Raw genomic sequence first — 25,269 nt, forward strand, 5'->3', positions numbered from 1 at the left:
TCCAGATTTTGAATTGAGTTTGCTCAATTAATTCCCCTCAAAATCTGTGACATCCGCCGGAGGCTTTAATTTGGTTCAGCGGGGGCTTATGCTGAACCAAATTAAAAAGCACCCATCCCTGGACATATGTCCAGGGACGAGTGCATGATTACCCGCGGTTCCACCCTAATTGGCTGACGAACAGCCCTCTTTAATAGTGCATTAGCTCCAGGTTGCCGTTTCATGTCGGTACGGGCTTTCACTATCCCCGCTCGCTTCAATTTGACATTACTCATAGACCCATCTTCGCCTATTCAATTCTAACTTAGTTTAGCATGGTTCCGATTTCTTCGCAATAGCTCGCGTCTTCGTATATAATAATCAAGGATAAACAATTGAACGCTTAGGGCGGTGACATATATGGAACTGAATAAGCGTCAGACGGAAATTTTTGAAATCGTTAAAGCAGATGGCCCAATTACTGGCGAACAGATCGCGGAGCGGCTTAAGCTAGCGAGGGCTACAATCCGTCCTGACTTAGCTATTTTAACAATGGCTGGCTTTTTGGATGCAAGACCTCGAGTAGGCTATTTTTATTCGGGAAAAAGACCTGCCCAATCAGTTGCTGACAGTATGACCGGCATGAGGGTGCGTGATTTTCAGTCAATTCCGGTCGTTGTGGAAGAAAATATTTCGGTTTATGATGCAATTTGTCAAATGTTCCTAGAAGATGTTGGGACATTATTCGTCGTCGATCAATCTTCATTTCTTACCGGGGTTCTTTCGAGGAAAGACTTACTAAGAACGAGTCTTGGGAACAATGAATTGGAGAAAATTCCGGTCCATGTCATTATGACGAGAATGCCAAATATTACGTATTGTGATAAGCAGGATACGCTCCTTCATGCGGCGAAGAAAATGATAGACCAGCAAATTGATTCGCTACCTGTTGTCGTTGACAATGGGGAAGGGCTTGAAGTTGTTGGTAGGGTGACCAAAACCAATATTACTGCAGCCTTCCTATCACTTGCGGATGATCACGAATTATGAGGGGGATACTATGAAGAAGTTAATTTTGTTCATCGTTTCTGACTCAGTCGGTGAAACGGCCGACCTTGTTGCAAAAGCAGCGGCAAGTCAATTCAGACAAGGGCTAGAAACCGTATTAATTAAAAGATTTTCACATGTAGAGGATGAATCGCAACTTGATGAAATCGTCTATTTAGCGAAACAGCAAAATGCAATCATTATCTATACGCTTGTGAAAAATGCAATGTGTCAAAAACTAAAGCAAGAATGTCGAATTAAAGAAATTCAGTGCATCGATCTCCTTGGGCCAATTATCGAACGGATAGGTATGGAACTTGGTGAAAAGCCATTAGAAGAACCTGGACTTGTGCGGCAACTTGATGAAGATTATTTCAAAAAAATTGAAGCAATTGAATTCGCCGTTAAATATGATGATGGTAGGGATCCGCGAGGTATTTTGAGAGCAGATATTGTTCTAGTAGGTGTTTCAAGAACGTCGAAAACACCCTTATCGCAGTACCTTGCACATAAACGTTTTAAAGTGGCGAATGTTCCACTAGTACCTGAAGTCGAGCCGCCGGAAGAACTATTTATGATTGACCCAGCTAAATGTTACGGACTTGTTATCTCTGCGGAAAAACTAAACTTCATCCGCAGAGAACGTCTCATCGCACTTGGTTTAAAAGATGATGCGAATTATGCGCGAGTTGAACGGATTGAAGCTGAAATTACGCATTTTAATAATGTCGTCTCGAAAATCGGTTGCAATGTTATCGATGTAACAAACCGGGCTGTAGAGGAAACTGCAAATGTTATACTAAGTGAGCTTACGAATCGTCATTCGTAAGCAAGAAGTGGGAGTTACTGTTAATCCTGAGGTGGAAGGGTATTCATAATCAGGACACAGTGATGAAGAAGGACCGACCGCTAATACGGGTTGGTTCTTCTTTTGCGGATGAAGAAATTTTTTTGAAATATGAGGTTCATATAGAGATAAAGCTTTACTATTAGTGTAGTATGAAAGATTCCGAGCATAATCGAAAATATTTTGTCGAAAATGAAGGGTTTTTGAATACTATCTCGAATTTAATCTTGATAGAGTGGTTGGTGATAGGATGACGAGAATACCAGAAGAGACTATAGAAGCCGTCCGATCAAAGACTGATATTGTAGATTTAATTGGAGAATATGTGCAACTTACAAAAAGAGGAAAGAACTGGTTCGGGCTTTGCCCGTTTCACGATGAAAGTTCACCTTCTTTCTCAGTTACAGAAGATAAACAACTCTTCCATTGTTTCGGATGTGGCGCTAGTGGAAATGCGATTACCTTCATTATGGATATTGAAAATAGCCCTTTCACCGAAGCCGTTGTAAAGCTCGCTGAACGAACTGGTATTGAAATCGATGCTACAGTGGGTGAAGGATCCGGAGCAAAGCAGCATAATGAATTTAAATCTATGATTGAAGCGCATGCTCTTGCTGCAAACTTTTATAGTCATCTACTCCTAAACACTGTAGAAGGTGAAGAAGCACTAGAATATCTTGAAAAAAGAGGGTTTACGAGAGAGAGTATCGAAAAATATGGAATCGGGTGGTCGCTAAATGATAATGAAGCGCTGTCGGGTCTACTAAAGCGTAAGAGTTTCGATATGAGGGATATGGAACGTGCTGGGCTTTGCATCATGAAAGACGATGGGACTGGCTATTTTGACAGATTTCGAGCACGTATCATGTTCCCGCTTCATGACGACAATGGTAACGTTGTAGCATTTTCTGGACGTATACTTACCGGTTCAAAACAGGAAGCCAAATACCTAAATAGTCCCGAAACCCCAATATTCGAAAAGAGTCATATTCTGTACAATTTTCACAATGCACGTCTTAACGTCCGGAAAACGGGTAAAGTAATACTGTTTGAAGGATTTATGGACACGATATCGGCTGATCGTGCTGGTGTGACGAATAGTGTTGCCGTAATGGGCACATCTTTATCAGATACACATCTGCTGAAATTAAAAAGAATTGCTAAAGATCTTATCATTTGCTGTGACGGAGATGATGCTGGATGGGAAGCGGCAAAACGATTCGCAGACATGGCCACCCAAAAAGGGTTGGATGTTAAAATCGCGTTGTTGCCTGGAAAGATGGACCCCGACGACTACATCACAGAGCATGGCGGTGATGCATTTCGCGAAAAGGTCATCGGTAATCCCCATTCATTCATGTCATTCATAATGGCATATGCAAAGCGATCAAAGAACCTATCTTATGAAAACGATGTGTTGCAATATATCCATGAAGTATTGGAAGAATTAGCGAAGCGTTCATCGCCAGTAGAGCGGGATCTTTATTTCCGGCAGCTTTCAACCGTGACTGGTGTATCAATCGAAGCCATTAATCAGCAGTTTATAAAAATGGCGGGACATCAAGCGAAGAAAGCAAAAACAGAACCAAAGCATGGGGAAACTATGCGTCCCCAACCTACTGTTCCAATCAGAAAGAAGACCGGTACTGAGCGTGCAGAGCGATTGTTGCTCTTTCACCTGCTGAGTGATGGGGAATTGTTTGATCGAATACGATTGGACAAGCAAAACCTGTTCGTTCGAGAAGATTATGTTGCCATCTTCATTCGGCTCGCTGGGTTTTATGAACAACACGGAATACCTGATTTCCACAGGTTTGCGGAATCGTTGGAAGACCGAGAACTTAGAAAAGTTGTATTAGAATCTGCAATGGTGGAAAGAGATCCTGAACACGCTGCGGAAGAAATAGCTGATTGTATCAGTCACCTTGAAAAATATAAAATTAGTTTGACAATCCATGCAAAGATCCATGAATCGAAAGAAGCAGAAAAAATAAATGATCATACCCGGGCGCTGGAGCTGGCCAGGGAAATTATACAGCTCCGGAAATCATTGACGACATTGTAGTCGTTTTCCGGTGTACTTAGGAGGAACGGGTAAGATGAGCAAAAAAGAGCAAACAGAAGATATGGAAATTGAAATGACTGTTGAAGAAGTGAAGGCAAACCTGTTGGAGGCCGGAAAGAAAACAGGTGAACTTACGCTCGATGAGGTAACTGAGAAGTTATCTGTGTTTGAAATGGAACCTGAACAGTTCGAAGAATTCCTTGATTTGATTGAAGTACAAGGAATTGAAATGGACCGCAAAGCCGATGAAGAAGCCGGTGATGAGGGGAAAGTAGTGGCAGAAGAAAAGTTCGATTTGAATGACCTCAGTGTCCCACCAGGTGTTAAAATCAACGATCCTGTAAGAATGTACTTGAAAGAAATTGGGCGTGTTGATTTACTGACAGGTGCGGAGGAAGTTGAACTTGCAATTCGCATCCTGGATGGCGATGAAGAGGCGAAAAAGAGGCTTGCAGAAGCCAACTTGCGTCTAGTCGTAAGTATTGCAAAACGGTATGTCGGACGTGGCATGCTGTTCCTTGATTTAATTCAAGAAGGAAACATGGGGCTCATTAAAGCAGTCGAGAAATTCGACCATACGAAAGGCTTCAAGTTCAGTACGTACGCAACGTGGTGGATACGTCAGGCAATCACCCGTGCAATCGCCGACCAAGCCCGTACAATCCGGATTCCGGTTCATATGGTTGAAACGATCAATAAGTTGATTCGTGTTCAGCGTCAATTACTACAGGATCTTGGTCGTGAACCATCTCCAGAGGAAATTGGAGAAGAAATGGATTTAACTGCTGAAAAAGTACGTGAAATCCTAAAAATTGCACAAGAACCTGTATCACTTGAAACGCCAATTGGGGAAGAAGATGATTCTCACCTCGGTGACTTCATAGAAGACTCAGAGGCTCAGTCACCGTCTGATCATGCAGCATATGAGTTATTGAAAGAACAACTGGAAGACGTACTCGATACGTTGACAGACAGGGAAGAAAACGTGCTTCGTCTGCGTTTTGGTCTTGATGATGGTCGTACAAGAACACTTGAAGAAGTCGGTAAAGTGTTTGGCGTAACCCGTGAACGAATTCGTCAAATCGAGGCAAAAGCATTACGCAAACTGCGTCACCCATCTAGAAGTAAACGACTAAAAGACTTTCTTGAATAAAAAAGGGCATCGGCATAATTTGTGCCGATGCTTTTTTCACTGTTAAGCAACAGGGCAGCTGATTGGCGCTCTCCGATTTACCTACACTTTTCAAGGAGCGATTTATACTATGAATCCACAGCGAAAACGAATGATTATTTCGGAAATAAAATATTGGAAGCAGAATAAGTTGTTGCCGGAACATTACTGTGATTTTCTAATTACTCTCTATGCTCAAGGGCAGGATGAGAAGGAAGTGAAAGCCACCGAAGCCATTCTTGTCAAGGAAAAAAAGAAATTGGAACGGAAAATTGTTTTGATGACCATACTAGCGATAATCGTTAGTGGAGGCATGTTCGTATTTACCCAATACCCAGGGTGGACACTTACCTTGACGGCTGTTGTTTTGTTCTCGTTTCTCCTGTTGACGATGCGTAAATCAATGATTCAAATGGGAATAGCACCTATTTTATACATACTGGCATCCTTGATGTTGTTATTAATGTCACTGAAGCTATGGGTTGTCTTTTTCGATGGGCATACGATGTTACTAATCGGATTACTTATGTTGAACTGTGCGCTCTGGCTATTTGCAGGACGTATGCTAAAATTACAGTATTTCACAATCTCTGGTGCAGCTGGACTACTATTAATCATCGTATTTTTACTTGTTTCGTTCTGAATTCTCCTATTCTTTCAGTAATAGTTGTGAAAACGGTAGACAATTCGTTATAATTGAAATTGTAAGCGTTCACAACAAAGGGGATGAAGATGTTGAATTTCGATTTGACAGAAGAACAACAGATGATTAAAAAAATGATTCGGGAATTTGCAGATGAAGTTGTTGCACCAGGTGCAATCGACCGCGACCGGACAAAAGAATTTCCAGTACAGGTGTTTAAACAGCTCTCCGAAATGGGAATGATGGGTTTACCGTTTTCTGAGGAATATGGGGGCGGAGGAGCCGACACAGTAAGTTTCGCAATTGTTACGGAAGAACTGAGCCGGGCATGTGCATCAACAGGAATTACATATTCGGCGCATATTTCTTTGGGAGGGGCACCGCTCAACCTATTTGGCACTGAAGAACAGAAACAGAGGTATTTGACGCCAATTTGTACAGGGGAATCATTAGGCGCATTTGGATTGACAGAATCGAATGCGGGCTCGGATGCGGGGGGGACGCAAACGACAGCAAAAGAAGACGGGGACGATTATGTCATCACCGGTTCTAAAGTGTTTATCACGAATGCGAGCTATGCCAAGCACCTTGCAATTACTGCTATCACTGGGAATGAAGACGGAAAGAAAGAAATTAGTGCAATAATCGTTCCGACTGATGCAGAAGGCTTCACGGTTATTGATAACTATGAAAAAATGGGGCTAAATGCTTCTAATACGACAGAACTTGTGCTTGACAACGTCCGAGTACCAAAAGAGAACCTGTTAGGGACTCAAGGTAACGGTTTCCGACAATTCCTCGTAACATTAGACGGTGGACGTATTGGGATCGGTGCTATGGCAGTAGGAATCGCTCAGGCGGCATTTGACCGGGCACTCCGCTACTCTAAAGAACGTAAGCAATTCGGCAAAACTCTTTCTGAATTCCAGATAACACAATTTAAGCTGGCAGATATGGCGATGAAAATTGAGCTTGCACGCAATATGGTCCATAAAGCAGCATGGCTGAAAGATCAAGGACGTCCATTCTCGAAAGAAGCTTCCATGTGTAAACTATATGCATCGGAAATTGCTATGGAAGTAGCGAGTGAAGCAATCCAGATTCATGGCGGTTATGGCTATATGAAAGAATATGAAGTCGAACGCTATATGAGGGATGCCAAGCTTCTTGAAATTGGAGAAGGAACTTCGGAAGTCCAAAGAATGGTCATTGCCAGACTAATTGGCTGTTAACAATAAAAGCGTCTTGCACCCGCTTAGACCCGCGCATTTGGTGCCTGTAGCTAGATAATAATAAAATATTTGTCGAAATTGTCACAAACACCGAAAAGATCATCGTTAACCCTTTCAGTTTTCTATTGAATACAGTACAATAATAGTTGTGTACTGTATTCATTACAGAATAGATCCTGATAAAGGAGGGTAATTCAATGGGAAAAAATCCAATAATTCCTTATATTCTTATTTTTGCGCTTGGAATCGGTCTTATTTTCTTCATGTCCCTTTATGGACTTGAACAGAAAAGTGAAATCGCTGAACAAGGCGAAGAGGGGGTAACTGAAGAAGCTCCAAGTTCTGCGGAATTTGATGCTGAAGCAGTTGCTCAAGGGAAATGTATCGGCTGTCACGGTGGAGACCTTACAGGCGGAATGGGACCAGGACTGGTTGGAACTAAACTGTCTAAGGATGAAATTAAAAACATCATAAAAGACGGTACTGATGGCGGAATGCCAGCAGGACTCGTTTCGGATGATGCCGAGCTTGACGCTATGGCAGATTATATTTTATCACTTAAATAATCCTTAATTAGGAAGAGCTGTCAGTTAGCAGAGCATTTCTGTAAACTGATGGCTTTTTCTGTTTTTTATGTTGAACAATTGAATACTTACATAAACAAAGCGAAGGTTACTCTTAGCCCCGCTGCGAATTCAATAGGATTCTTAATTTCAACAAATAGGATAAAGTGCAAAATACGACAAAATCCAATACAATAAAAGTATTGAAAGGCGGCGATCAATTGAATTCCGAACGATTATCTAACAGATTGAAGGCGGTTGCTTCTTTCGTTGACGAGGGTGCAGTCGTTGCAGATATCGGCAGCGACCATGCTTATTTGCCATGTTTCCTCATTCATACAAAGAAAGTGAAGAGGGCAGTCGCAGGAGAAGTAGCCAAAGGGCCATTTGAGTCTGCGGTTAAAAATGTGAGACGTGAAGGTTTTTCCGATGCGATTACCGTGCGATTGGCAGATGGTTTATTCGCTATTGAAGAAAATGATGCTGTCGATACGGTGACAATCGCGGGGATGGGTGGACCGCTCATCGCTACAATTTTGGAGAGCGGAAAAGACCGTCTTTCTCAAGTGAAGCGAATCATCGCACAACCGAATATATATTCTAGAGCAATCCGAGAATGGGCCGTTTCTAACGGTTGGAAAATAATAAAAGAACACATTTTGAAAGAAGACGGCAAAATATATGAAATCATCGTGATGGAAAAAGGGCAAGCGGTCTATGAGGAACTAGAATTAATGGCAGGACCTTTGTTATTGACTTCAAAAACCGACGTATTCATTGAAAAGTGGGAAAGTGAATTGTTGGAATGGAATCGCGTACTTGATTCCCTCGAAAAAACAATTGAAACAGAGGCAATAAAAACGAAAAAAGTACAGTTGGCACGTCATATTGCGTTAGTTAGGAAGGTGTTGACAACGTGAAAAAAGTGAATGGTCATGAAATTATTGCGCTTTTTGAAAAGTGGTCCCCAAAACGATTTGCAATGGATGGAGATCCAGTCGGTCTTCATATCGGGCAATTGAATCGAACTGTAGAAAATGTGCTTGTTACATTGGATGTCAATGAAGAAGTGATTGATGAGGCGATTCGAAAAGGTGCCAACCTTATTATCGCGCACCATCCACCAATCTTCAGGCCGTTGAAAAGCCTATTAACAGACACGCCGCAAGGTAGCATGATCGAAAAGTGCATTAAAAATGATATAGCTGTCTATGCGGCACATACTAATCTTGACGTTGCACCGGGCGGAGTGAATGATATGCTCGCTGAAAAACTTGGTTTGGTTGACACGAAAATAGTTGAGTCGACGCATTCTGAGTCACTTTATAAACTGGTTGTCTTCAGCCCCGCAACACATGCGGATGACATTAGACAAACGCTGGAAAAAGCGGGTGCTGGTGCAATTGGCGATTACGTCGGATGCAGTTTTAGCACATCAGGTATTGGGCGTTTCACACCTGTCGAGGGGGCTGAGCCGTTTATTGGTGAAATGGGTAAAAGTGAGGCAGTTGAAGAGGAAAGAATCGAAGTGGTTGTCCCTGGACCTATTCGCAGTAAGGTACTAAAAGCGATGTTAGAAGTCCATCCATATGAAGAACCTGCGTATGATTTAGTTGTTCTTGATCAACAGTCAACTGACTATGGTCTTGGTCGTGTTGGGAAACTTTTGGAAAAGACAACGCTTGGACAATTTGCGGAACTTGTAAAAAAAACCTTTGATGTCCCGGCACTTCGATTTGTGGGTGATCCAAACAAGCAGATTCGAAAAGTTGCTGTCTTAGGCGGAGATGGGAATAAATATATAGGAGCTGCTAAACGAAGCGGAGCGGATGTTCTGGTAACCGGGGATTTGTATTACCATGTTGCACATGACGCAGAAGCGATGGGTATTGCTGTCATCGACCCGGGGCACAATATTGAGAAAGTAATGATTCAAGGTGTTGCGGACTATATGCAGGCAGCTTGCGCGCAGGCTAGCTATAATGTCTTGTTTATCGAATCGGAAATTGTCACAGAACCGTTTACTTTCATTTGATAATGTTTGACGAAAAAAACCAGCCTCTGTAAAAGAGGCTGGTTCATTTTAAAGATAAAATATGTTTTTCGACACGGAATAGTGTCTAGCTCTAAGCGCCAGAAGCTTATCTTAAGTTGTTGTGTACGGTTCAATTCGTATCACAGGTGTAGGGTTTTTAATTTTAGGTAGAATTTTTTCTACTAGGAATTTCCGTTCTGGAAGATGTGTAGAAGTATCTTCAGGATCGAACTTCTCAAGGAAAGCAATTACTTCACGAACAATCAAAGTTGGTGTCGAAGCACCCGCAGTGACAGAGACAGTTTCAACACCTTCCAACCACTTCACATCGAGCTCCGAAAGATCCGAGATTCGGTATGATGGAGTGTTGGCAATTTCGACAGAGACTTGTGTCAGGCGATTCGAGTTGTTGCTCTTCGGATCTCCTACGACGATAAGAAGGTCTGATTCCCCGGCATGCTGTGCGACGGCCTCCTGCCTTACTTGAGTAGCAAGACAAATTTCCTTATGAACTTCGATATGTGGATATTTCAGTTTAAGTGCGTCCATAATGTGAACAACATCCCATTGGCTCATTGTTGTTTGGTTTGTGACAAGCAATTTAGGGTTCTGTACAGTAAGGTTTTCGACATCCTTAATCGTTTCTATCAAATGGACCGCGTGAGGTGCCACACCGATTGCACCTTCTGGTTCTGGATGATATTTTTTTCCGATGTAAATGATGTCGTAGCCTTCTGCAGTTTTTTCCCCAATCAAGTCATGGGTGACAGTTACATCAGGACAAGTTGCATCAATCGATACAAGGCCTTTTCTTTTCGCAAGCTCCCGCACTTCAGGAGAAACACCATGTGCTGTGAAAATCACTGTACCCGTCTCAACTTTTTCAAGAATTTCTAGACGATTTTCACCATCAATCGTGATGATGCCATCTTCTTCAAACGCATCTGTAACATGTTTGTTATGGACAATCATTCCCAATATATAAATGGGTCTCGGCAATGTTTTGTCGAGTGCCGCATTTCTTGCGATGATCATTGCATCGACAACCCCATAGCAATAACCTCTAGGGGTAATCTTTAATACTTTCATGTCGTTTCACTCCTCTAATAGGATCTACCATCCATTATAACGGAGTTGGACGGCGGATTCAAAATTATCGGATGGGCGGCTGAAAAATACGGGGGGCTGACAGTCCGGAAGTGACATTAGCAACTGACCGAGCGGCAACTGCTCCACTTGTAGGTAAACTAGCGGCACCGGCTACCGGAAGTGATTGAAAACCTTTGTACAATCTCCACATTGCGGGCAAGTTTTGAACCATTGGCGCGAATTGTTGGACCACAGGAGCGAATTGTTGGGCTGTGTTTAAGAATTGGTTTGCCGTTTGCATATACGACTCCATTTTTGATGGAATTGGTTGCTCTCCTGGACCACCCATAGGGCCACCACCTAATGGATTGTTCTGCTGGCCATTCATTTGAGCACCCAATGGATTGTTCTGTGGACCCCCCATAGGGCCACCAAATGGATCGTTCTGTGGACCATTCATGAATGGTTGTATAGGTGCCTGCAATTGCCCCATTTGAGGAGGTGGTCCGAAGTTCATTTGTCCCATAGGAGCCGGTGGCGGTTGTTGTCGCGCGAATGGATAAAAGGATTCATATCTCATAATTATCTCCTTTCAATAAATCAGAATGGACTTTCACATAGTATACTATGCGAAAATCGCATACGGCGGAACGAAATCGTGTTATAATAGGTGTACATTAGGAGGGTTACGAATGTCTAAATTTACAGACTATCAATTTAAACCGTTTTTACGGGAAGCAATCGGGAGGCTCGGCTTTGAAAATCCGACACCGATCCAAAAGGAAATCATACCGCTTATTCTGAAGGGTACAAATGCAATCGGACAAGCACATACAGGAACGGGGAAATCCCACAGTTTCCTTATACCGATATTACAACGGACAGATGCAACTGTCGATGAACTGCAAGCAGTTATCACGGCCCCGACAAGAGAGTTGGCGACGCAACTGTACAATGAACTTGCGAAGATGACAGAAGGCACGGAGGTGCGCAGTTCGCTGCTCATAGGTGGTACGGACAAGCAGCGGTCTATCGGGAAATTAAAATCGAATCCGCATATTATCGTTGGAACGCCAGGACGAATTAACGATATGTCCGAAAATGGGGCACTTGTAATTCATACAGCAAAAATCTTGGTTATAGATGAAGCGGACCTTGCATTCGACATGGGCTTTATTGAAGATATCGATAAGTTCGCAGCAAAAATGCCTGCTAAACTTGAAATGTACGTATTTTCTGCAACGATTCCGGAAAAGCTAAAACCGTTCCTAACTAAATACATGGAATCACCTGTTCATGTAAAAATTGGTGAACGCAAACCATTGACGGAAGGGATGCACTACTCCCTAGTACCTGTTCGCAGTATGAGTAAAAAGAAAAAGTTACTGCAAGTAATGGAAGGGATCAATCCTTATTTGGCGATCATCTTTATGAATACAAGACAAAACGCTGAAGGACTCGCAACTTACCTTGCAGAAAGCGGCATTAAAGTCGGAAGAATTCACGGCGATTTAACACCGCGTGAACGGACACGAATGATGAAGCAAATCCGGGATCTAGAATTCCAATATATAGTAGCGACAGACCTTGCGGCACGCGGAATTGATATTCCTGGTGTCAGTCACGTTATTAACTTCGAACTTCCTGATGACCTTGAATTTTTCATTCACCGCGTGGGCCGTACTGCACGTGCTGGGCTTAAGGGAACGGCAATTACACTGTATGAACCTTCTGAAGACGATAAAGTAGTCAGAATTGAAAAGATGGGTATTCCGTTTGTTCATGAAGAAGTAAAAAATGGTGAGTGGGTTGAAGTAAAAGAGCGTCATTCAAGACGAAATCGAGTAAAAGAAGTAGATGATATTGACCGTAAAGCAATCTCATTCGTACCAAAGCCGTCGAAAGTGAAACCAGGCTATAAAAAGAAAATGGCTCAGCAAGTAGAGAGCTTCAAAAAGAGAGAAAGGAGACTGAAACGTAAAAAATGACAAATGATAAGCCACTATTGCTTGGCTCCCATGTTTCGATGAGCGGCAGCAAAATGTTGTTAGGCTCAAGCGTGGAAGCTGCAAGTTACGGAGCAACTACATTCATGATTTATACCGGTGCACCCCAGAACACACGGAGGAAGCCGATTGAGGAACTGAATATTGCAGCGGGCCATCTTAGTATGGAGGAAAATGGTCAGTCAAATATCGTCGTCCATGCTCCTTATATTATCAATATTGCTAATACGTTAAAGCCCGAGACATTCAGACTTGGTGTCGACTTCCTTCAAAGTGAAATCGAGCGCACAGCTGCACTTGGCGTTGACCAGATTGTTCTTCATCCAGGCGCGCATGTTGGTGCTGGTGTTGACCTAGGGATCGCGAAAATTATCGAAGGACTAAATGAAGTGCTTTCCCAGGACTATCCAGTCCGCATAGCTCTCGAAACGATGGCGGGGAAAGGGACCGAATGCGGTCGTAACTTTGATGAAATTGCCGCGATTATCGATGGAGTCACACATAACGAGCGTTTATCGGTTTGTTTTGATACTTGTCACGTTCATGATGCGGGCTATGATATCGTTGGTGATTTTGAAGGAGTGCTAAACGAGTTCGATAAAATTGTGGGCATGGACAGAATATCTGTTATTCATGTTAATGATAGTAAGAACGAGCGCGGTGCAATGAAGGACCGACATGAAAATATAGGTTTCGGCCATATCGGCTTTGAACCACTTTCTTATATTGTCCATCATGAAGGATTCCAATCGATTCCTAAAATTCTTGAAACACCATTTGTGGGTCTGGATCCAAAGAAAAAATCGGCACCTTATAAATTTGAGATAGAAATGTTTAAGGCGAAATCGTTTCAACCAGATAAGATTGATCTGCTAAGAATTTAAATAGAAAACCCGCCTGCAAAGTATATATACGCAGGCGGGTTTTCTTCTTTTAAATAAATTTATCACTTGGTGGAGTCTAAATACTTCTTGAATAGGATTTCAGTCTTTCTATCACCAATAGCTCCACGGATTTTATTGATAAACGTTTCAGGAACACCAGTGAAAAGCCAATGGAAAGAAATTTCATCAAGCAATGGTCGAAGTGCCCTTATTTCTGTCTTAGAAAAGTCAATTCCATATTGCTTTGCAATGATTTTCACTTCATCATCACTTCTCATTTTGACTTCATTCAGTAGTTGAGCATAATCCACTAATAATCCCTTCTTTCTTAAATGGTTGTATCCGGTCGTGTCATGGTTTATAATTTGACGAGTGAATCGGAATGATTCCTGTTTCAAAGAAAGGATAGTAAAATGACAAATAATCTTATTCAATTGGACGATGTCAGTTTCAATTATGAACAGTCAATCGCCCTTGATCATATTTCTCTTGAGGTAGGAGAGGGTGAATTTTGGGCGTTGATAGGGCCAAATGGTTCTGGTAAATCAACACTCATCAATATTATTCTCGGTCTCTTACAACCAACGAGTGGAACAGTAAAGCTTTTCGGTTCGGAAATAGAATCATTTAAGCACCGGGAACGGATTGGCTATGTTTCACAGAAATCCAATTCTTTTAACTCTGGTTTCCCAGCAACCGTTCTTGAAGTTGTGCGGAGCGGATTAACTCGGAAAGTAGGAATGTTCAAAAGCTTTTCAAAAAAAGATGAGCAGCGAACATTAGAAGCGCTTAGCATAGTCGGTATGGACACTTTCGCACAACGGAATATGGGCGAGCTCTCCGGTGGCCAGCAGCAGCGTGTGTTCATTGCAAGAGCGCTTGCAGGAAAACCAGATCTTCTTATTATGGATGAACCGACAGTTGGTATTGACCAGCAAAATGTCGCGTCGTTTTATTCTATGCTCAATACATTAAATCGTGAGCACGGAATTGCGATTTTACTTGTGACACATGAAATTGACCTTGTTACTGATCTCGCAACCCATGTGGCTTGTTTGAACCGAACAATTCATTTTCACGGTAAACAATCCGATTATAAAAAGATGGAAGATGATGACGTTTCTAGATGGTATGGACACCCAGTTCGCCGCGTCCATCAGCACACGGATGAGGTGGAACGATGATTAATGATATTTTATCGTATGAGTTTTTGCAAAATGCATTTCTTTCGGGCTTAATCATCGGTGTCATCGCTCCTTTACTTGGCTTGTTTATCGTCGTCAGACGTCTTTCCTTGATTGCGGATGCGCTCAGTCATGTTGCACTTGCGGGAATCGCTGGAAGCCTTTATTTAAGCCAACAAGTGCTCTTCTTTGCTGCACTGAACCCAGTTTACCTTGGGATCGCATCTGCAGTAGGTGGGTCACTACTGATTGAGAAGTTGCGGGGGGCATACCGTCATTATGAAGAACTTGCAATTCCGGTTATTTTGTCGGCAGGTATTGGCCTTGGCGCTATTTTCATCTCATTATCGAAAGGCTATGGCTCTGATTTGATTGGCTATTTATTCGGTTCAGTGTCAGCGGTTAGCAGGCAGGATCTTTTCGTTGTTATCATCATTGCAATCATTGTCATCACTTATATCCGATTTCTTTATAAAGAACTATTTGCCTTATCATTCGATGGGGAGTATGCCAAGGTTTCTGGTATTAATTCACGCTATATCCAGATGGTGTTCATGATCATTGTAGCGCTTGTTATTGGGGCTTCTATGCGAATTGTAGGTATTTTACTTGTATCATCACTTATGACGATTCCGGTAGCGGCAGCTATCCAACTTGCGAAAAGTTTTAAGAGCGCGATGATCTACTCCATTATTTTCGGTGAGTTAGCGGTTATCATTGGACTTGTTTCTGCCTATTATCTTGATATTGCTCCGGGGGGAACGATTGTCGTCACATCGATAGTTATTTTGTTAGTGGTACTCGCTTGGAAGAAAATACAAGGCAGACGTAATGCCCGTACAGTGAAGGGGGAGTTGGTATGACACTCGATGAGGCATGGCGGATTCTTCAGGAAAATCAATTTAAACGGACGAAAAATAGAGATACAATTTTACAGTTCTTTTCGCATAAAGACCGCTATTTAACGGCTCTTGAAGTGAAGAATTTCATGGCGAAGGATAACCCTGGAATAAGTTTCGATACAATTTATCGAAACTTGACGACGTTTTCTGAACTCGGTATTCTGGAAGAAACCGATTTGAATGGGGAACGAAATTTCCGTATGCAATGTGATCCAGGCATCCACCATCATCATTTCATCTGTACTGCATGTGGTAAGACGCGCAGCATCCCGCATTGCCCTATGGAAATGATTACTGTTAATTTACCCGACTATGAAGTGGAAGGACATAAATTCGAAATCTACGGAAAATGTCCGCTATGTGTGGAACAATGAAAAGCGGAAGGCGCCTTCCAGATGCGACAGGCATAAGTCGATCCAGCGACGTGGCGATCTTTGCCACATAGCTGGATTGCTTATGACCAGAGCGGCTGGCGCCTAAAAGGAACGCAGCATAAGTGCGCCACTTAAGAGGAAGCGGTCTTAAAACCGTGACGTCTTGTCGCGACAAGGAGGGATGAAGTTCAATCCCTCCCCACTACGTACCCTGCAGCCTTGCGGGTACGTAGTGGCGTCTCTACAAGGCTTGAAGCGACTCGAGGGTCTAGGGCGCTGAAGCTAAACATAATTCTAAGTCGAAAAAACGGTGTGAAACTCTATCATGAGAGTTTCACACCGTTTTTTTTAATTAAATGAAGGTTCTTCTATAGGAAATAACTTCTTGATCCAACTATTCGCTTCTTGCCAATCGTAGACTCGGATGACGCCTTCAGGAATCGGCATCCTGTTATACGGTGTGTCAAATAGTATGACAGGAATGTCGAGTTCTTCATGGATCTCAACCGCGTTATCATGCTTGTCTTCAAAAAATGCATGAACACCGAACTTTTTCGCGGTCTCAATTTTATAATGACTTCCGACAAGTTCGATATGATCGAACGGGATTTCCTGTTGTTTGAACCAGTCCAGCGTGGAGTCATAGACATGATGGCCACGGGCAGAAATGTAATACAGTTCAAACTGCGCTTGAAAGCTAGTTAAAATGTCTTTGGCATATTGTTGTGCGGGAGACGTTTTGTAAATATGTGCCTCCGCACCTTTATACCACTCGTAGAATGCTTTTTCATCTACTGTAAATGCTTTTGTTAAGTCATATTCTTTAATATCATCAAGGACAAGATTACATCCGAACTGTTCATTGATATGCGGCAAGAGAGAAGTGGGGCATGTCACTGTACCATCAATGTCGATGCCGAAGCGGAGGTTTCTCATTCCGCTGTCTCACCTTGCAGGAGGAGTTCTTCCTGTCTTTTCTTTTCGAAATACTCTTCCGCAAGCTTGTCGATTTCGATTTTTAACTCTTCAACCATCGTAGCTTCCGGTACTTTACGGACTGTTTTTCCTTTCATGAAGAGAAGGCCTTCGCCACGTGCGCCCGCGATTCCAATATCCGCTTCACGCGCTTCGCCGGGACCGTTGACTGCACAGCCAAGCACTGCCACTTTAAGTGGAGCTTTAATATGTGAAATATATTCTTCAATTTCATTTGCGATCGTAATAAGGTCAATTTCAATTCGTCCGCATGTAGGGCAAGAAATAAGTGTCGCGGCGTTTGAGGAAAGACCGAATATTTTTAGCAACTCCCGTGCCACTTTAACCTCTTGGACAGGATCGGCACTCAGTGATACACGCATCGTGTTGCCGATGCCTGCTGATAGGAGGGTGCCGAGACCCGCAGAGCTCTTAATAGACCCCGAAAACAACGTCCCAGACTCTGTAATACCGAGGTGCAAGGGATAATCGAATGCTGCTGCAGCTTTTTGATACGCTTCGACCGCTAAATTTACATCGGAAGCTTTTAAAGACACGATGATATCGTGGAAATCAAGGTCTTCCAATATTTTAATATGATGCAGAGCACTCTCTACCATTCCGTCGGCAGTTGGATAGCCATATTTTTCAAGAATTTTTTTCTCAAGTGAACCGGCGTTGACACCAATTCGAATCGGAATACCTTTTGCTTTAGCTGCATTGACGACAGCTTCGACTTTTGCCTGTCTTCCGATATTACCAGGGTTAATCCGAATTTTGTCTGCCCCTTGTTCAATAGCGATCAACGCTAATTTATAGTCGAAATGGATATCGACGACAAGAGGAATGTTGATGCGTTTTTTGATTTCACCGATAGCATATGCCGCGCGCTCATCTGGACACGCAACACGGACAATTTGGCATCCGGCATCTTCTAAACGCATGATTTCTGCGACTGTTGCTTCGACATCATGTGTCTTAGTCGTTGTCATACTTTGGATGAAAAGCTCATCACTTCCGCCGATTGTCAGGTTACCAACTCGTACAGGACGTGTGTTTTTTCTGTTTATCATAGCATTCATTTATTTCGCTCCTTAGTCGGCATTAGCCTCATAACTATAACTATTTTAGCAATCTTCATAGCAAAAAGACAAGGGACAACCCTTATCGATTAGACTCTATGCATTTTTCCGTTTGCATAACGGTAAGTGGGAGTACGATTTTCTCGCCTCCAATAATCTGTTGATTTTGAAGATGTGGGTTCAATGAATAGAAGGAAGCCAATCTATCGATGAAGCCAGATTCGGGATCGGGATACAATGAGAATAGTGATTCAATCGTATCTCCATCAACTGTTGTGACAGGTATCGTCTTGACTTGTTCTTCTTCACATGCAGGCTGTTCTTGAACAAAAGAAGCAAGCGGGATTGTGCCTTCCATTAAATCGAGTCGGATGAAATGAACGGTTACGAATAATAAAGCTGCGAGTAGTAGTATTCTCATGGAAATTCCCCCTTTCGCCACTATATGCACGAAAAGAGGAAGTATTCATCGAGGTATTTTGGGATAGTACTTAGCCGCCGCCGCAATATAAGCGAAGTGGACAAGGGATGTAATACCTGTACTAACGTTTTTCATTGCCGGAAAGAAATCAAGGCCGATAGTCAGAAGAATAGGGATGGTAATCGCGATAGCGGAAGTTCTCCACATATGACGGTATTCTCCTCGTCTTTTCATCAGTTTTAACAACAGGATTCCCACGTAACCAAAAATACTGATTCGGATGAAGATATAAGTCGTACTGATAACGAGCTGCAGAAGAAATGCAATTGGATATATGAGTCCACCGATTGTTTCTCCATGTTCGAGCAGTTCTGGCGATGATTCGAATAAGACTGCATCTCCTGCTATATAACGGGTGAATGATAGCAATGTGAACAACGCAACGAAAATGAAAACATAGCGAAACACTTTGCCGATAGGTAATAGGCGAAAGGCTGCTAATTTTTTAGGTTCATGGATTGCTGCTTTGACTAGTTGGTGGAACTTCACTTTTCAACCCCCTCCATCAATAACAGTCTATCATTTTACGACGCAATTGTGCGCGCTACTATTTTCGACAGATTGATGACGTTACGTAAATCAATTGTAAAGGGAATGTAAAGATTCGACTACTACTATTTACAATTTGGGGTGACTATCCTCATAATGAGATGCAATACATAAAGTATAATGAGGGGTTGACTGCGTAATGGAGGTAAACTGGCAGGAAATGCTGTTTCAGTTTCTTGGTGGACTCGGAATTTTCTTGTTCGCTATAAAGTATATGGGAGATGGCCTTCAAAAAGCGGCGGGTGATAGGCTCCGCGCAATCCTTGACCGATTCACGACGAATCCGTTCATGGGTGTACTTGTCGGAATTATCGTCACAGTCTTGATTCAATCGAGTTCTGGGACGACTGTTATTACCGTAGGACTTGTGAGCGCAGGTTTCATGACGCTTCGTCAAGCGATTGGCGTCATAATGGGAGCGAATATCGGAACGACTGTTACTGCTTTTATCATCGGATTAGATGTAGGAGCCTATGCACTTCCGATTATGGCGTTTGGAGCGTTCCTCATCTTTTTCATTAAAAAGAGTTCAATTAGAAATGTAGGTGAAGTTATTTTTGGATTTGGTGGCCTGTTTCTAGGACTTGAATTAATGAGTGGTGGGATGAAGCCGCTTAGGGAATTAGAATCGTTTACAGATCTAATGATATCGATGAGTGACCAGCCTATGCTAGGCGTCGTGGTTGGAACGGTATTTACTTTGATTGTTCAAAGCTCCAGTGCGACAGTTGGTATTTTGCAAGGACTTTATGCAGAAAATCTCGTCGATATCAACGGAGCATTACCAATTTTATTCGGAGATAATATTGGAACAACGATTACAGCTGTGCTTGCTTCAATTGGAGCATCGGTGGCGGCGAAGCGTGCTGCTGCAACGCACGTATTATTTAACATCGTCGGAACAGTAATCTTCATGCTACTTCTTATACCCTTCACTGCGTATGTCGAGTGGATATCAGGGGTATTGGCCCTTGAAAATAAAATGCAAATTGCATTTGCACACGGTTCGTTCAATATTGCCAATACAATCATCCAATTCCCTCTAATTGGAGCATGGGCTTGGTTGGTTACAAAAATGATCCCAGGTGAAGATGTATTAATAGAATACAAGCCGAAGCATTTGGACAGGCACTTTATAGAACAATCACCTGCAGTTGCAATCGGACAAGCGAAAGAAGAAATTATTCGTATGGGTGAATTCGGTGTCCGTGGTTTACAGGAGTCTTTCGAATACTTGAAAACGGGTAATAAAAAACACGCAGAGACTGCTTATCAAATTGAAGATGCCATCAATAACTTGGACCGCAAGATTACGGACTATCTTGTTGAAATTACTTCAGTTAGTATTTCGCCAGTTGAATCTGCACGTCACTTTATGCTTATGGATACGGTTCGTGATATTGAACGCATTGGTGATCATTTCGAAAATATCATTGAACTCATTGACTATCGTGATGTTAACCGCGTAAAATTGACGGAAGATGCGATGAATGATTTGACGGAAATGTTCACGCTAACGATTGAAACCGTTCAGAAAGCTGTTGACGCACTCAATCAAAATGATATGGAAATGGCAAGAACGGTTGCCGAAAAAGAAGTTCTCATTGACAAGATGGAACGGAAATTTAGAAAAAATCATATTTTGAGGCTTAATGAAGGTCGTTGTACAGCACAATCTGGAATGGTATTTGTCGATATTGTTTCTAACTTAGAGCGGGTCGGTGACCATGCCGTAAATATAGCCGAAGCAATTCTTGGAAACAGAGCATAATCGTTCGAATAAGGGGATGATTTTATGGAAGTTATAGGTTGGATTATTGCGATTGCCATGTTTATTATTGCTTTTGCCGGACTCGTATATCCGATCATTCCAACGGCTCTTTTCATTGTAGGAGGTTTCCTTCTATATGGACTCATCGATACATTTGAAGGGATGACTATTTGGTTTTGGATCATTCAGGTATTATTCGTTATCTTGCTGTTCGGTGCAGACACACTATCGAATCTCGTCGGTGTGAAAAAGTTCGGTGGCTCTAAGGCGGGGATGTGGGGAAGTACAATTGGACTTCTTATTGGTCCTTTCGTCATTCCGGTTGCCGGTATTTTAGTAGGGCCATTTTTAGGTGCGGTCATCGCGGAACTTGTCGTATCTCGGTCCGGAGTGAAGCAGTCTGTAAAGACAGGCATTGGTTCGCTCGTTGGATTTCTCACTTCGGTTGTGACAAAAGGACTTGTCATGGTTGTGATGATTGCAGTCTTTATTTTCTTTATCAAATGAAACGTTCCTAAATAGTCCATTTTATTTGAACGTTATTCATAATTTTGATAATGTTGAAAGGTAGCATATTTATGAATCTCTTGAGGAGGAATGGACAAATGACTTACAAATTACCAGAACTACCTTACGCTTATGATGCACTTGAACCACACTTCGACAAAGAAACGATGAACATTCATCACACTAAACACCATAATGCATATGTAACGAACTTGAATAACGCTCTTGAAGGAAATGAAGAACTTCTAAACAAATCTATCGAAGAACTTATTGCGAACCTTGATGCAGTACCTGAAAGCAAACGTACGGCTGTCCGTAACAACGGTGGCGGTCACGCAAACCATTCACTTTTCTGGGAACTTTTATCAGCAGAAGGTGGCGGCAATCCATCAGGCGCACTTGCTGAAGCAATCGACAACAAGTTTGGTAGCTTTGATGCATTTAAAGAAGAATTCGCAAAAGCGGGTGCAACTCGTTTTGGATCAGGATGGGCTTGGCTCGTACTGAATGGCGGAGAACTTGAAATTATGTCAACTCCAAACCAAGATTCACCAATCATGGAAGGCAAAACGCCTCTTCTAGGACTAGACGTTTGGGAGCATGCTTACTATCTAAACTATCAAAACCGTCGTCCTGACTATATTTCAGCATTTTGGAATGTTGTTAATTGGGACGAAGTTGCAAAACGTTTCGGTAAATAAATTTATAACTTTATCTAGAAGGAACCAAGCACACATCTTGTTCGTCAAGATGTGTGCTTTTGTTGTTTTGAGTGTTATAATTCAAAATGATTAACGAGGGGGGACATTATGAAAAAACAGGTGCGTAAGGCGGATCAGGCTAAAATACGCCAACGAAAACATATCGCATTCCGAATGAACTTCCTATTCTTTTCAATCTTTGTCCTATTTTCATTGCTCATTTTTCGCCTTGGTTATTTACAAATCGTTAAAGGGGAAGAATATTCCCGCGAGTTGGAAAAAAAGGAAGAAATCCCTATCAATACAAGCGTGCCAAGGGGGAAAATATTTGACCGCATGGGACGCGTTCTTGTTGATAATGATCCGAAAAACGCCATTACATATACGAAAATGACGTCGACGACTTCAGCAGATATGCTAAAAGTCGCTGAGCAACTTGCGATCTTGATTGAACAAGATACGAAAAGGATTACCATTGGGGATAAGAGAGATTTTTGGATTTTAAAGAATTCTGAGGCTGCGTTGAAAAAGGTTTCTATAAAGGAACAAGAGGCGCTGGAAAAGGATAGTACACTTTCACGGACGGAATTGCAGAAGGAGATTAATAGGCTTACACGAGAACGAATTACGGACGAAGAAATTGATTCTTTTACGGAAGAGGAGCTAGAAGTACTTGCGATTTACAGAGAAATGATGTCGGGCTATGCGTACTCCCCACAAATCGTTAAAAGTGGGAATGTGACGGACGAGGAATTCGCAACTGTATCTGAACGTCTAGGAGAGTTACCGGGCGTGGATACAACGACAGATTGGGAGCGTGTGAGGAAATCAGACAATACGATTCTAGGGACAACCACGAGTCCCATTGAAGGTATTCCTAAATCTCGTGAGAAGTATTTCCTGGCACGGGATTATTCAAGAAATGACCGTGTTGGAAAAAGTTATATTGAGCAATATTATGAAGATTTATTAAAAGGGCAAAAAACAATTGTGAAGAATATTAAAGATCGTAGCGGCCGTGTCGTCGAAACGAAAACAATCCGACAAGGCGAACCTGGCAAGGATCTTATTCTGACGATTGATAGCGAACTGCAAGAGACGCTTGAAAATATAGTTTCGGATAAACTGTTGGAATTAAAAAGAAAACCAAATACCGGAGAATTGGACAGAGCTTTCTTAGTCATGATGAATCCGAATAACGGTGAAGTTCTATCACTTGTAGGCAAGCAGGTTGTTACGAATCCAGAAACAGGCAAGCTCGAAATTTGGGACTATGCATTTGGTACGTTCACTGCACTTCACGAGGCTGGATCAACAGTGAAGATGGCGACGCTTCTTACAGGGTATCAGGAAAATGTGGTACGTATTGGCGAAACGAAGATAGATGAACCAATTAGAATCGGTGGTATTACAAAAAGATCGCTGTTTAATCAAAACTCTAGGGTTGCTGTAACTGATATTGAAGCAATCGGTAGGTCTTCGAACGTATACATGTTCCGTATTGCATTGGCCTTGGCGAATTCTAACAATAGCTCTGAAGACTCGGCACTTATTAGAAAAAATGCATTCGATACGTTCCGGCAATCTTTCGCTTCTTTCGGACTTGGAACAAAAACCGGCATTGATTTACCGGGCGAGTCAGGCGGTCTGATTGGGGATAGTAATTCAATAGGTATTTTATTGGATTTATCCATTGGACAGTACGATACTTATACAACACTACAACTTGCTCAATATGTCTCAACAATTGCAAATGGTGGTTATCGGGTGGCTCCGAAAGTGTTAAAAGAAATTCGTGAACCATCTGAAGACGGTAAAATTCTTGGTCCCCTTATTCAAGAAACAGAGGTCAATATCTTAAATAGGATCCAGAATACTGATGCGGAAATTGCTCAAGTGAAGCGTGGAATGCACTACGTGTATTACGGGGCTAAAGGGACGGCCCCGAATTTCTTTGCTGGAAAAGAATATGATGGAGCCGGGAAAACGGGGACGGCGCAGGCATTTAGCTCTGGAAAACCGACAATCAACCTATCACATGTCGGTTTTGCGCCTTATGAAAACCCAGAAATAGCTTATGCAGTCGTCATTCCTAATATCTCTACAGTTCCGCGTGGCTACACATATGCAAACAATCAAATTGCAGAACAAGCTGTGGATGAATATTTTAAATTGAAAGCAAAAAGAGCTAAAGAAGAAACGTCCACAGCGGCTAAACAACTTATCATACAAGCACCTAAAGTAGACTCCAATTAAAAAAGTAGGAAAACCATTTGGTTTTCCTACTTTTTTACTGTCGTAATTTCTTTGGCGATTGTTTTGAAATTCATTGAAGAATCGACTTGGTGTTCACCAATCTGTATTTTGCCAGTTAAGTTATATTCTTCAAGATATGACTCGAAGATGGCTGCATTCTCGATAATCCCCAATTCCTCTAGGGTTGCTGAGACAACTGTCGAATTCGAACCATTTTCAATCGTTAAAATGGTTTTAACAATCGCATCGGAGGAGGGGTTACTTTTGGCTGCGTCATCTTCCTTGCTAACGGCTTTCTCTGCATCTGTTTTTGGAACATTTTCTTTAACTGAAGATGTAGTCTGTGCAGTAGCTAATAGCTCTTTCGTTTTAGCAAGTTCACTTTGGAGTTTCTCAACATTTGCCTGCAATTGTTGCGTGTCATTGTCTGAAGGAACCTTACTATCAATGGTGAAATAAAGGATTCCCGCGGCAAGAATACAACCAATCCCGACTGCCCGTAAAATTTCACGGATCATGTAATCACGCCTTTCGATTGTAACACTGCGATTACATCGTCGTTTGATAAGGAGGAACGTACAGCGATATCACTGATAGAATAACCTTGGGAATGCAATGATAGAATTTGATTGACAATGATTACGTGAACAGGTTTTGCAGTTGTTTGCGTTTTGCCGACTGTAGTTAGCGGACCAACACCAATCATTAACTCTTCTTCAACAGCCTTCAATCTTTTCTTTAAGCCATTCGTTTCCTGATGAATACTAATTGAAACCTGTTCCAATTCATCGGCGTAGCTGGATGAAGAATTGCCGAGGAAAAATGAAGTTATTATACATATAAGTCCAATAATAATCAGTATTATCGTGATGTCCATTTTACCACTCCTCTGGTGAATCATTGTGCTACTATTTTATCATAAGAAA

27 protein-coding genes are annotated in these 25,269 nt (G+C 42.2%); 18 read left to right on the forward strand and 9 right to left on the reverse strand.

Annotated features, from left to right (window positions below):
- Nucleotides 1-399 precede the first annotated feature (399 nt).
- From MKZ26_RS01440 to MKZ26_RS01480, 9 genes are all read left to right on the forward strand, one after another.
- Complete coding sequence (locus tag MKZ26_RS01440) at nt 400-1,029, forward strand: helix-turn-helix transcriptional regulator (RefSeq protein WP_082786604.1); 630 nt, start codon at nt 400-402, stop codon at nt 1,027-1,029.
- A gap of 10 nt (nt 1,030-1,039) precedes the next feature.
- A complete protein-coding gene (locus tag MKZ26_RS01445; protein ID WP_340763987.1) occupies nt 1,040-1,855 on the forward strand; it encodes a pyruvate, water dikinase regulatory protein in 816 nt (271 codons plus the stop codon).
- A gap of 268 nt (nt 1,856-2,123) precedes the next feature.
- Complete coding sequence (dnaG, locus tag MKZ26_RS01450; protein ID WP_340763989.1) at nt 2,124-3,938, forward strand: DNA primase; 1,815 nt, start codon at nt 2,124-2,126, stop codon at nt 3,936-3,938.
- A 34-nt stretch (nt 3,939-3,972) separates the two neighbouring features.
- Complete coding sequence (gene rpoD, locus MKZ26_RS01455) at nt 3,973-5,091, forward strand: RNA polymerase sigma factor RpoD (RefSeq protein WP_067210248.1); 1,119 nt, start codon at nt 3,973-3,975, stop codon at nt 5,089-5,091.
- 109 nt (nt 5,092-5,200) lie between these two features.
- Nucleotides 5,201-5,752 carry a hypothetical protein gene (locus MKZ26_RS01460; protein WP_187045105.1) on the forward strand — a complete coding sequence of 184 codons (552 nt, stop codon included), beginning with the start codon at nt 5,201-5,203 and terminating at the stop codon, nt 5,750-5,752.
- A gap of 92 nt (nt 5,753-5,844) precedes the next feature.
- Complete coding sequence (locus MKZ26_RS01465; RefSeq protein WP_067213966.1) at nt 5,845-6,984, forward strand: acyl-CoA dehydrogenase family protein; 1,140 nt, start codon at nt 5,845-5,847, stop codon at nt 6,982-6,984.
- Between the two features lie 197 nt (nt 6,985-7,181).
- The gene (gene cccA, locus MKZ26_RS01470) at nt 7,182-7,550 is read left to right on the forward strand and encodes a cytochrome c550 (protein ID WP_067210244.1); all 369 of its coding nucleotides are present in this window, start codon (nt 7,182-7,184) and stop codon (nt 7,548-7,550) included.
- Between the two features lie 218 nt (nt 7,551-7,768).
- On the forward strand, nt 7,769-8,467 hold the full coding sequence (locus tag MKZ26_RS01475; protein WP_340763991.1) for a tRNA (adenine(22)-N(1))-methyltransferase: 699 nt from the start codon (nt 7,769-7,771) through the stop codon (nt 8,465-8,467).
- On the forward strand, nt 8,464-9,582 hold the full coding sequence (locus tag MKZ26_RS01480; RefSeq protein WP_340763992.1) for a Nif3-like dinuclear metal center hexameric protein: 1,119 nt from the start codon (nt 8,464-8,466) through the stop codon (nt 9,580-9,582). Before MKZ26_RS01475 ends, MKZ26_RS01480 begins: the two co-directional genes overlap by 4 nt.
- Before the next feature lie 111 nt (nt 9,583-9,693).
- On the opposite strand, the gene MKZ26_RS01485 is transcribed toward MKZ26_RS01480, so the two are convergent.
- Nucleotides 9,694-10,671 carry a 4-hydroxy-3-methylbut-2-enyl diphosphate reductase gene (locus MKZ26_RS01485; protein ID WP_067210236.1) on the reverse strand — a complete coding sequence of 326 codons (978 nt, stop codon included), beginning with the start codon at nt 10,669-10,671 and terminating at the stop codon, nt 9,694-9,696.
- Between the two features lie 64 nt (nt 10,672-10,735).
- On the reverse strand, nt 10,736-11,251 hold the full coding sequence (gene vrrA / locus MKZ26_RS01490) for a VrrA/YqfQ family protein (protein ID WP_340763994.1): 516 nt from the start codon (nt 11,249-11,251) through the stop codon (nt 10,736-10,738).
- 112 nt (nt 11,252-11,363) lie between these two features.
- Here vrrA and MKZ26_RS01495 point away from each other — a divergent pair, with 112 nt between their 5' ends.
- Both MKZ26_RS01495 and MKZ26_RS01500 read left to right on the forward strand, forming a co-directional pair.
- Entirely contained in the window at nt 11,364-12,659 is a 1,296-nt protein-coding gene (locus MKZ26_RS01495; protein WP_338656415.1) for a DEAD/DEAH box helicase, read from the forward strand.
- On the forward strand, nt 12,656-13,561 hold the full coding sequence (locus tag MKZ26_RS01500) for a deoxyribonuclease IV (protein ID WP_067210228.1): 906 nt from the start codon (nt 12,656-12,658) through the stop codon (nt 13,559-13,561). The genes MKZ26_RS01495 and MKZ26_RS01500 overlap by 4 nt, the downstream gene beginning before the upstream one ends.
- Nucleotides 13,562-13,623: 62 nt before the next feature.
- On the opposite strand, the gene MKZ26_RS01505 is transcribed toward MKZ26_RS01500, so the two are convergent.
- Entirely contained in the window at nt 13,624-13,872 is a 249-nt protein-coding gene (locus MKZ26_RS01505) for a hypothetical protein (protein ID WP_067210225.1), read from the reverse strand.
- A gap of 102 nt (nt 13,873-13,974) precedes the next feature.
- Between MKZ26_RS01505 and MKZ26_RS01510 the strand changes: the two genes are divergently transcribed.
- Genes MKZ26_RS01510 through MKZ26_RS01520 form a run of 3 tightly spaced genes read left to right on the forward strand, consistent with a single transcriptional unit; the run spans nt 13,975 to nt 16,021 of the window.
- Nucleotides 13,975-14,745 (forward strand): metal ABC transporter ATP-binding protein, encoded by a 771-nt coding sequence (locus tag MKZ26_RS01510; protein ID WP_067210223.1) that lies wholly within the window; start codon nt 13,975-13,977, stop codon nt 14,743-14,745.
- Complete coding sequence (locus MKZ26_RS01515) at nt 14,742-15,608, forward strand: metal ABC transporter permease (RefSeq protein ID WP_340763996.1); 867 nt, start codon at nt 14,742-14,744, stop codon at nt 15,606-15,608. Before MKZ26_RS01510 ends, MKZ26_RS01515 begins: the two co-directional genes overlap by 4 nt.
- Nucleotides 15,605-16,021, forward strand: a complete 417-nt coding sequence (locus MKZ26_RS01520; protein WP_067210219.1) for a Fur family transcriptional regulator — start codon at nt 15,605-15,607, stop codon at nt 16,019-16,021. The genes MKZ26_RS01515 and MKZ26_RS01520 overlap by 4 nt, the downstream gene beginning before the upstream one ends.
- A gap of 348 nt (nt 16,022-16,369) precedes the next feature.
- Here MKZ26_RS01520 and MKZ26_RS01525 read toward each other — a convergent pair whose 3' ends face one another.
- The 4 genes from MKZ26_RS01525 to MKZ26_RS01540 form a co-directional block, all read right to left on the reverse strand.
- The gene (locus MKZ26_RS01525; RefSeq protein ID WP_340763997.1) at nt 16,370-16,957 is read right to left on the reverse strand and encodes a 5' nucleotidase, NT5C type; all 588 of its coding nucleotides are present in this window, start codon (nt 16,955-16,957) and stop codon (nt 16,370-16,372) included.
- Nucleotides 16,954-18,078: a flavodoxin-dependent (E)-4-hydroxy-3-methylbut-2-enyl-diphosphate synthase gene (ispG, locus tag MKZ26_RS01530; RefSeq protein WP_067210215.1), complete on the reverse strand. Its 1,125-nt coding sequence runs from the start codon at nt 18,076-18,078 to the stop codon at nt 16,954-16,956. The genes MKZ26_RS01525 and ispG overlap by 4 nt, the downstream gene beginning before the upstream one ends.
- Before the next feature lie 82 nt (nt 18,079-18,160).
- Entirely contained in the window at nt 18,161-18,499 is a 339-nt protein-coding gene (locus MKZ26_RS01535) for a hypothetical protein (protein ID WP_340763998.1), read from the reverse strand.
- Nucleotides 18,500-18,544: 45 nt separating this feature from the next.
- Entirely contained in the window at nt 18,545-19,048 is a 504-nt protein-coding gene (locus MKZ26_RS01540; protein WP_340763999.1) for a DUF1189 family protein, read from the reverse strand.
- Nucleotides 19,049-19,247: 199 nt separating this feature from the next.
- Between MKZ26_RS01540 and MKZ26_RS01545 the strand changes: the two genes are divergently transcribed.
- From MKZ26_RS01545 to MKZ26_RS01560, 4 genes are all read left to right on the forward strand, one after another.
- Nucleotides 19,248-20,879 carry a Na/Pi cotransporter family protein gene (locus tag MKZ26_RS01545; RefSeq protein ID WP_340764001.1) on the forward strand — a complete coding sequence of 544 codons (1,632 nt, stop codon included), beginning with the start codon at nt 19,248-19,250 and terminating at the stop codon, nt 20,877-20,879.
- A 24-nt stretch (nt 20,880-20,903) separates the two neighbouring features.
- Nucleotides 20,904-21,386, forward strand: coding sequence for a DUF456 domain-containing protein (locus tag MKZ26_RS01550; RefSeq protein ID WP_067210206.1), 483 nt, complete (start codon nt 20,904-20,906; stop codon nt 21,384-21,386).
- A 98-nt stretch (nt 21,387-21,484) separates the two neighbouring features.
- Entirely contained in the window at nt 21,485-22,087 is a 603-nt protein-coding gene (locus MKZ26_RS01555; RefSeq protein WP_067210203.1) for a superoxide dismutase, read from the forward strand.
- A gap of 108 nt (nt 22,088-22,195) precedes the next feature.
- Complete coding sequence (locus MKZ26_RS01560) at nt 22,196-24,343, forward strand: peptidoglycan D,D-transpeptidase FtsI family protein (RefSeq protein ID WP_340764002.1); 2,148 nt, start codon at nt 22,196-22,198, stop codon at nt 24,341-24,343.
- A gap of 26 nt (nt 24,344-24,369) precedes the next feature.
- Here the strand turns inward: MKZ26_RS01560 and MKZ26_RS01565 are convergent, their stop codons facing one another.
- Both MKZ26_RS01565 and MKZ26_RS01570 read right to left on the reverse strand, forming a co-directional pair.
- Nucleotides 24,370-24,861 (reverse strand): hypothetical protein, encoded by a 492-nt coding sequence (locus MKZ26_RS01565; RefSeq protein ID WP_340764003.1) that lies wholly within the window; start codon nt 24,859-24,861, stop codon nt 24,370-24,372.
- The gene (locus tag MKZ26_RS01570) at nt 24,858-25,220 is read right to left on the reverse strand and encodes a hypothetical protein (protein ID WP_187045098.1); all 363 of its coding nucleotides are present in this window, start codon (nt 25,218-25,220) and stop codon (nt 24,858-24,860) included. Before MKZ26_RS01570 ends, MKZ26_RS01565 begins: the two co-directional genes overlap by 4 nt.
- Nucleotides 25,221-25,269: the final 49 nt, after the last annotated feature.

The organism is Sporosarcina sp. FSL K6-6792, assembly GCF_038004885.1.
Lineage (GTDB): Bacteria > Bacillota > Bacilli > Bacillales_A > Planococcaceae > Sporosarcina > Sporosarcina psychrophila.

Bases quoted from the DNA above. Each gene is read 5' to 3' on its own strand.
- MKZ26_RS01440 (WP_082786604.1), top strand. From the start codon at position 400: ATGGAACTGAATAAGCGTCAGACGGAAATTTTTGAAATCGTTAAAGCA.
- MKZ26_RS01445 (WP_340763987.1), top strand. From the start codon at position 1,040: ATGAAGAAGTTAATTTTGTTCATCGTTTCTGACTCAGTCGGTGAAACG.
- dnaG (WP_340763989.1), top strand. From the start codon at position 2,124: ATGACGAGAATACCAGAAGAGACTATAGAAGCCGTCCGATCAAAGACT.
- rpoD (WP_067210248.1), top strand. From the start codon at position 3,973: ATGAGCAAAAAAGAGCAAACAGAAGATATGGAAATTGAAATGACTGTT.
- MKZ26_RS01460 (WP_187045105.1), top strand. From the start codon at position 5,201: ATGAATCCACAGCGAAAACGAATGATTATTTCGGAAATAAAATATTGG.
- cccA (WP_067210244.1), top strand. From the start codon at position 7,182: ATGGGAAAAAATCCAATAATTCCTTATATTCTTATTTTTGCGCTTGGA.
- MKZ26_RS01485 (WP_067210236.1), bottom strand. From the start codon at position 10,671: ATGAAAGTATTAAAGATTACCCCTAGAGGTTATTGCTATGGGGTTGTC.
- vrrA (WP_340763994.1), bottom strand. From the start codon at position 11,251: ATGAGATATGAATCCTTTTATCCATTCGCGCGACAACAACCGCCACCG.
- MKZ26_RS01495 (WP_338656415.1), top strand. From the start codon at position 11,364: ATGTCTAAATTTACAGACTATCAATTTAAACCGTTTTTACGGGAAGCA.
- MKZ26_RS01500 (WP_067210228.1), top strand. From the start codon at position 12,656: ATGACAAATGATAAGCCACTATTGCTTGGCTCCCATGTTTCGATGAGC.
- MKZ26_RS01510 (WP_067210223.1), top strand. From the start codon at position 13,975: ATGACAAATAATCTTATTCAATTGGACGATGTCAGTTTCAATTATGAA.
- MKZ26_RS01515 (WP_340763996.1), top strand. From the start codon at position 14,742: ATGATTAATGATATTTTATCGTATGAGTTTTTGCAAAATGCATTTCTT.
- MKZ26_RS01520 (WP_067210219.1), top strand. From the start codon at position 15,605: ATGACACTCGATGAGGCATGGCGGATTCTTCAGGAAAATCAATTTAAA.
- MKZ26_RS01525 (WP_340763997.1), bottom strand. From the start codon at position 16,957: ATGAGAAACCTCCGCTTCGGCATCGACATTGATGGTACAGTGACATGC.
- ispG (WP_067210215.1), bottom strand. From the start codon at position 18,078: ATGAATGCTATGATAAACAGAAAAAACACACGTCCTGTACGAGTTGGT.
- MKZ26_RS01535 (WP_340763998.1), bottom strand. From the start codon at position 18,499: ATGAGAATACTACTACTCGCAGCTTTATTATTCGTAACCGTTCATTTC.
- MKZ26_RS01545 (WP_340764001.1), top strand. From the start codon at position 19,248: ATGGAGGTAAACTGGCAGGAAATGCTGTTTCAGTTTCTTGGTGGACTC.
- MKZ26_RS01550 (WP_067210206.1), top strand. From the start codon at position 20,904: ATGGAAGTTATAGGTTGGATTATTGCGATTGCCATGTTTATTATTGCT.
- MKZ26_RS01555 (WP_067210203.1), top strand. From the start codon at position 21,485: ATGACTTACAAATTACCAGAACTACCTTACGCTTATGATGCACTTGAA.
- MKZ26_RS01560 (WP_340764002.1), top strand. From the start codon at position 22,196: ATGAAAAAACAGGTGCGTAAGGCGGATCAGGCTAAAATACGCCAACGA.
- MKZ26_RS01565 (WP_340764003.1), bottom strand. From the start codon at position 24,861: ATGATCCGTGAAATTTTACGGGCAGTCGGGATTGGTTGTATTCTTGCC.
- MKZ26_RS01570 (WP_187045098.1), bottom strand. From the start codon at position 25,220: ATGGACATCACGATAATACTGATTATTATTGGACTTATATGTATAATA.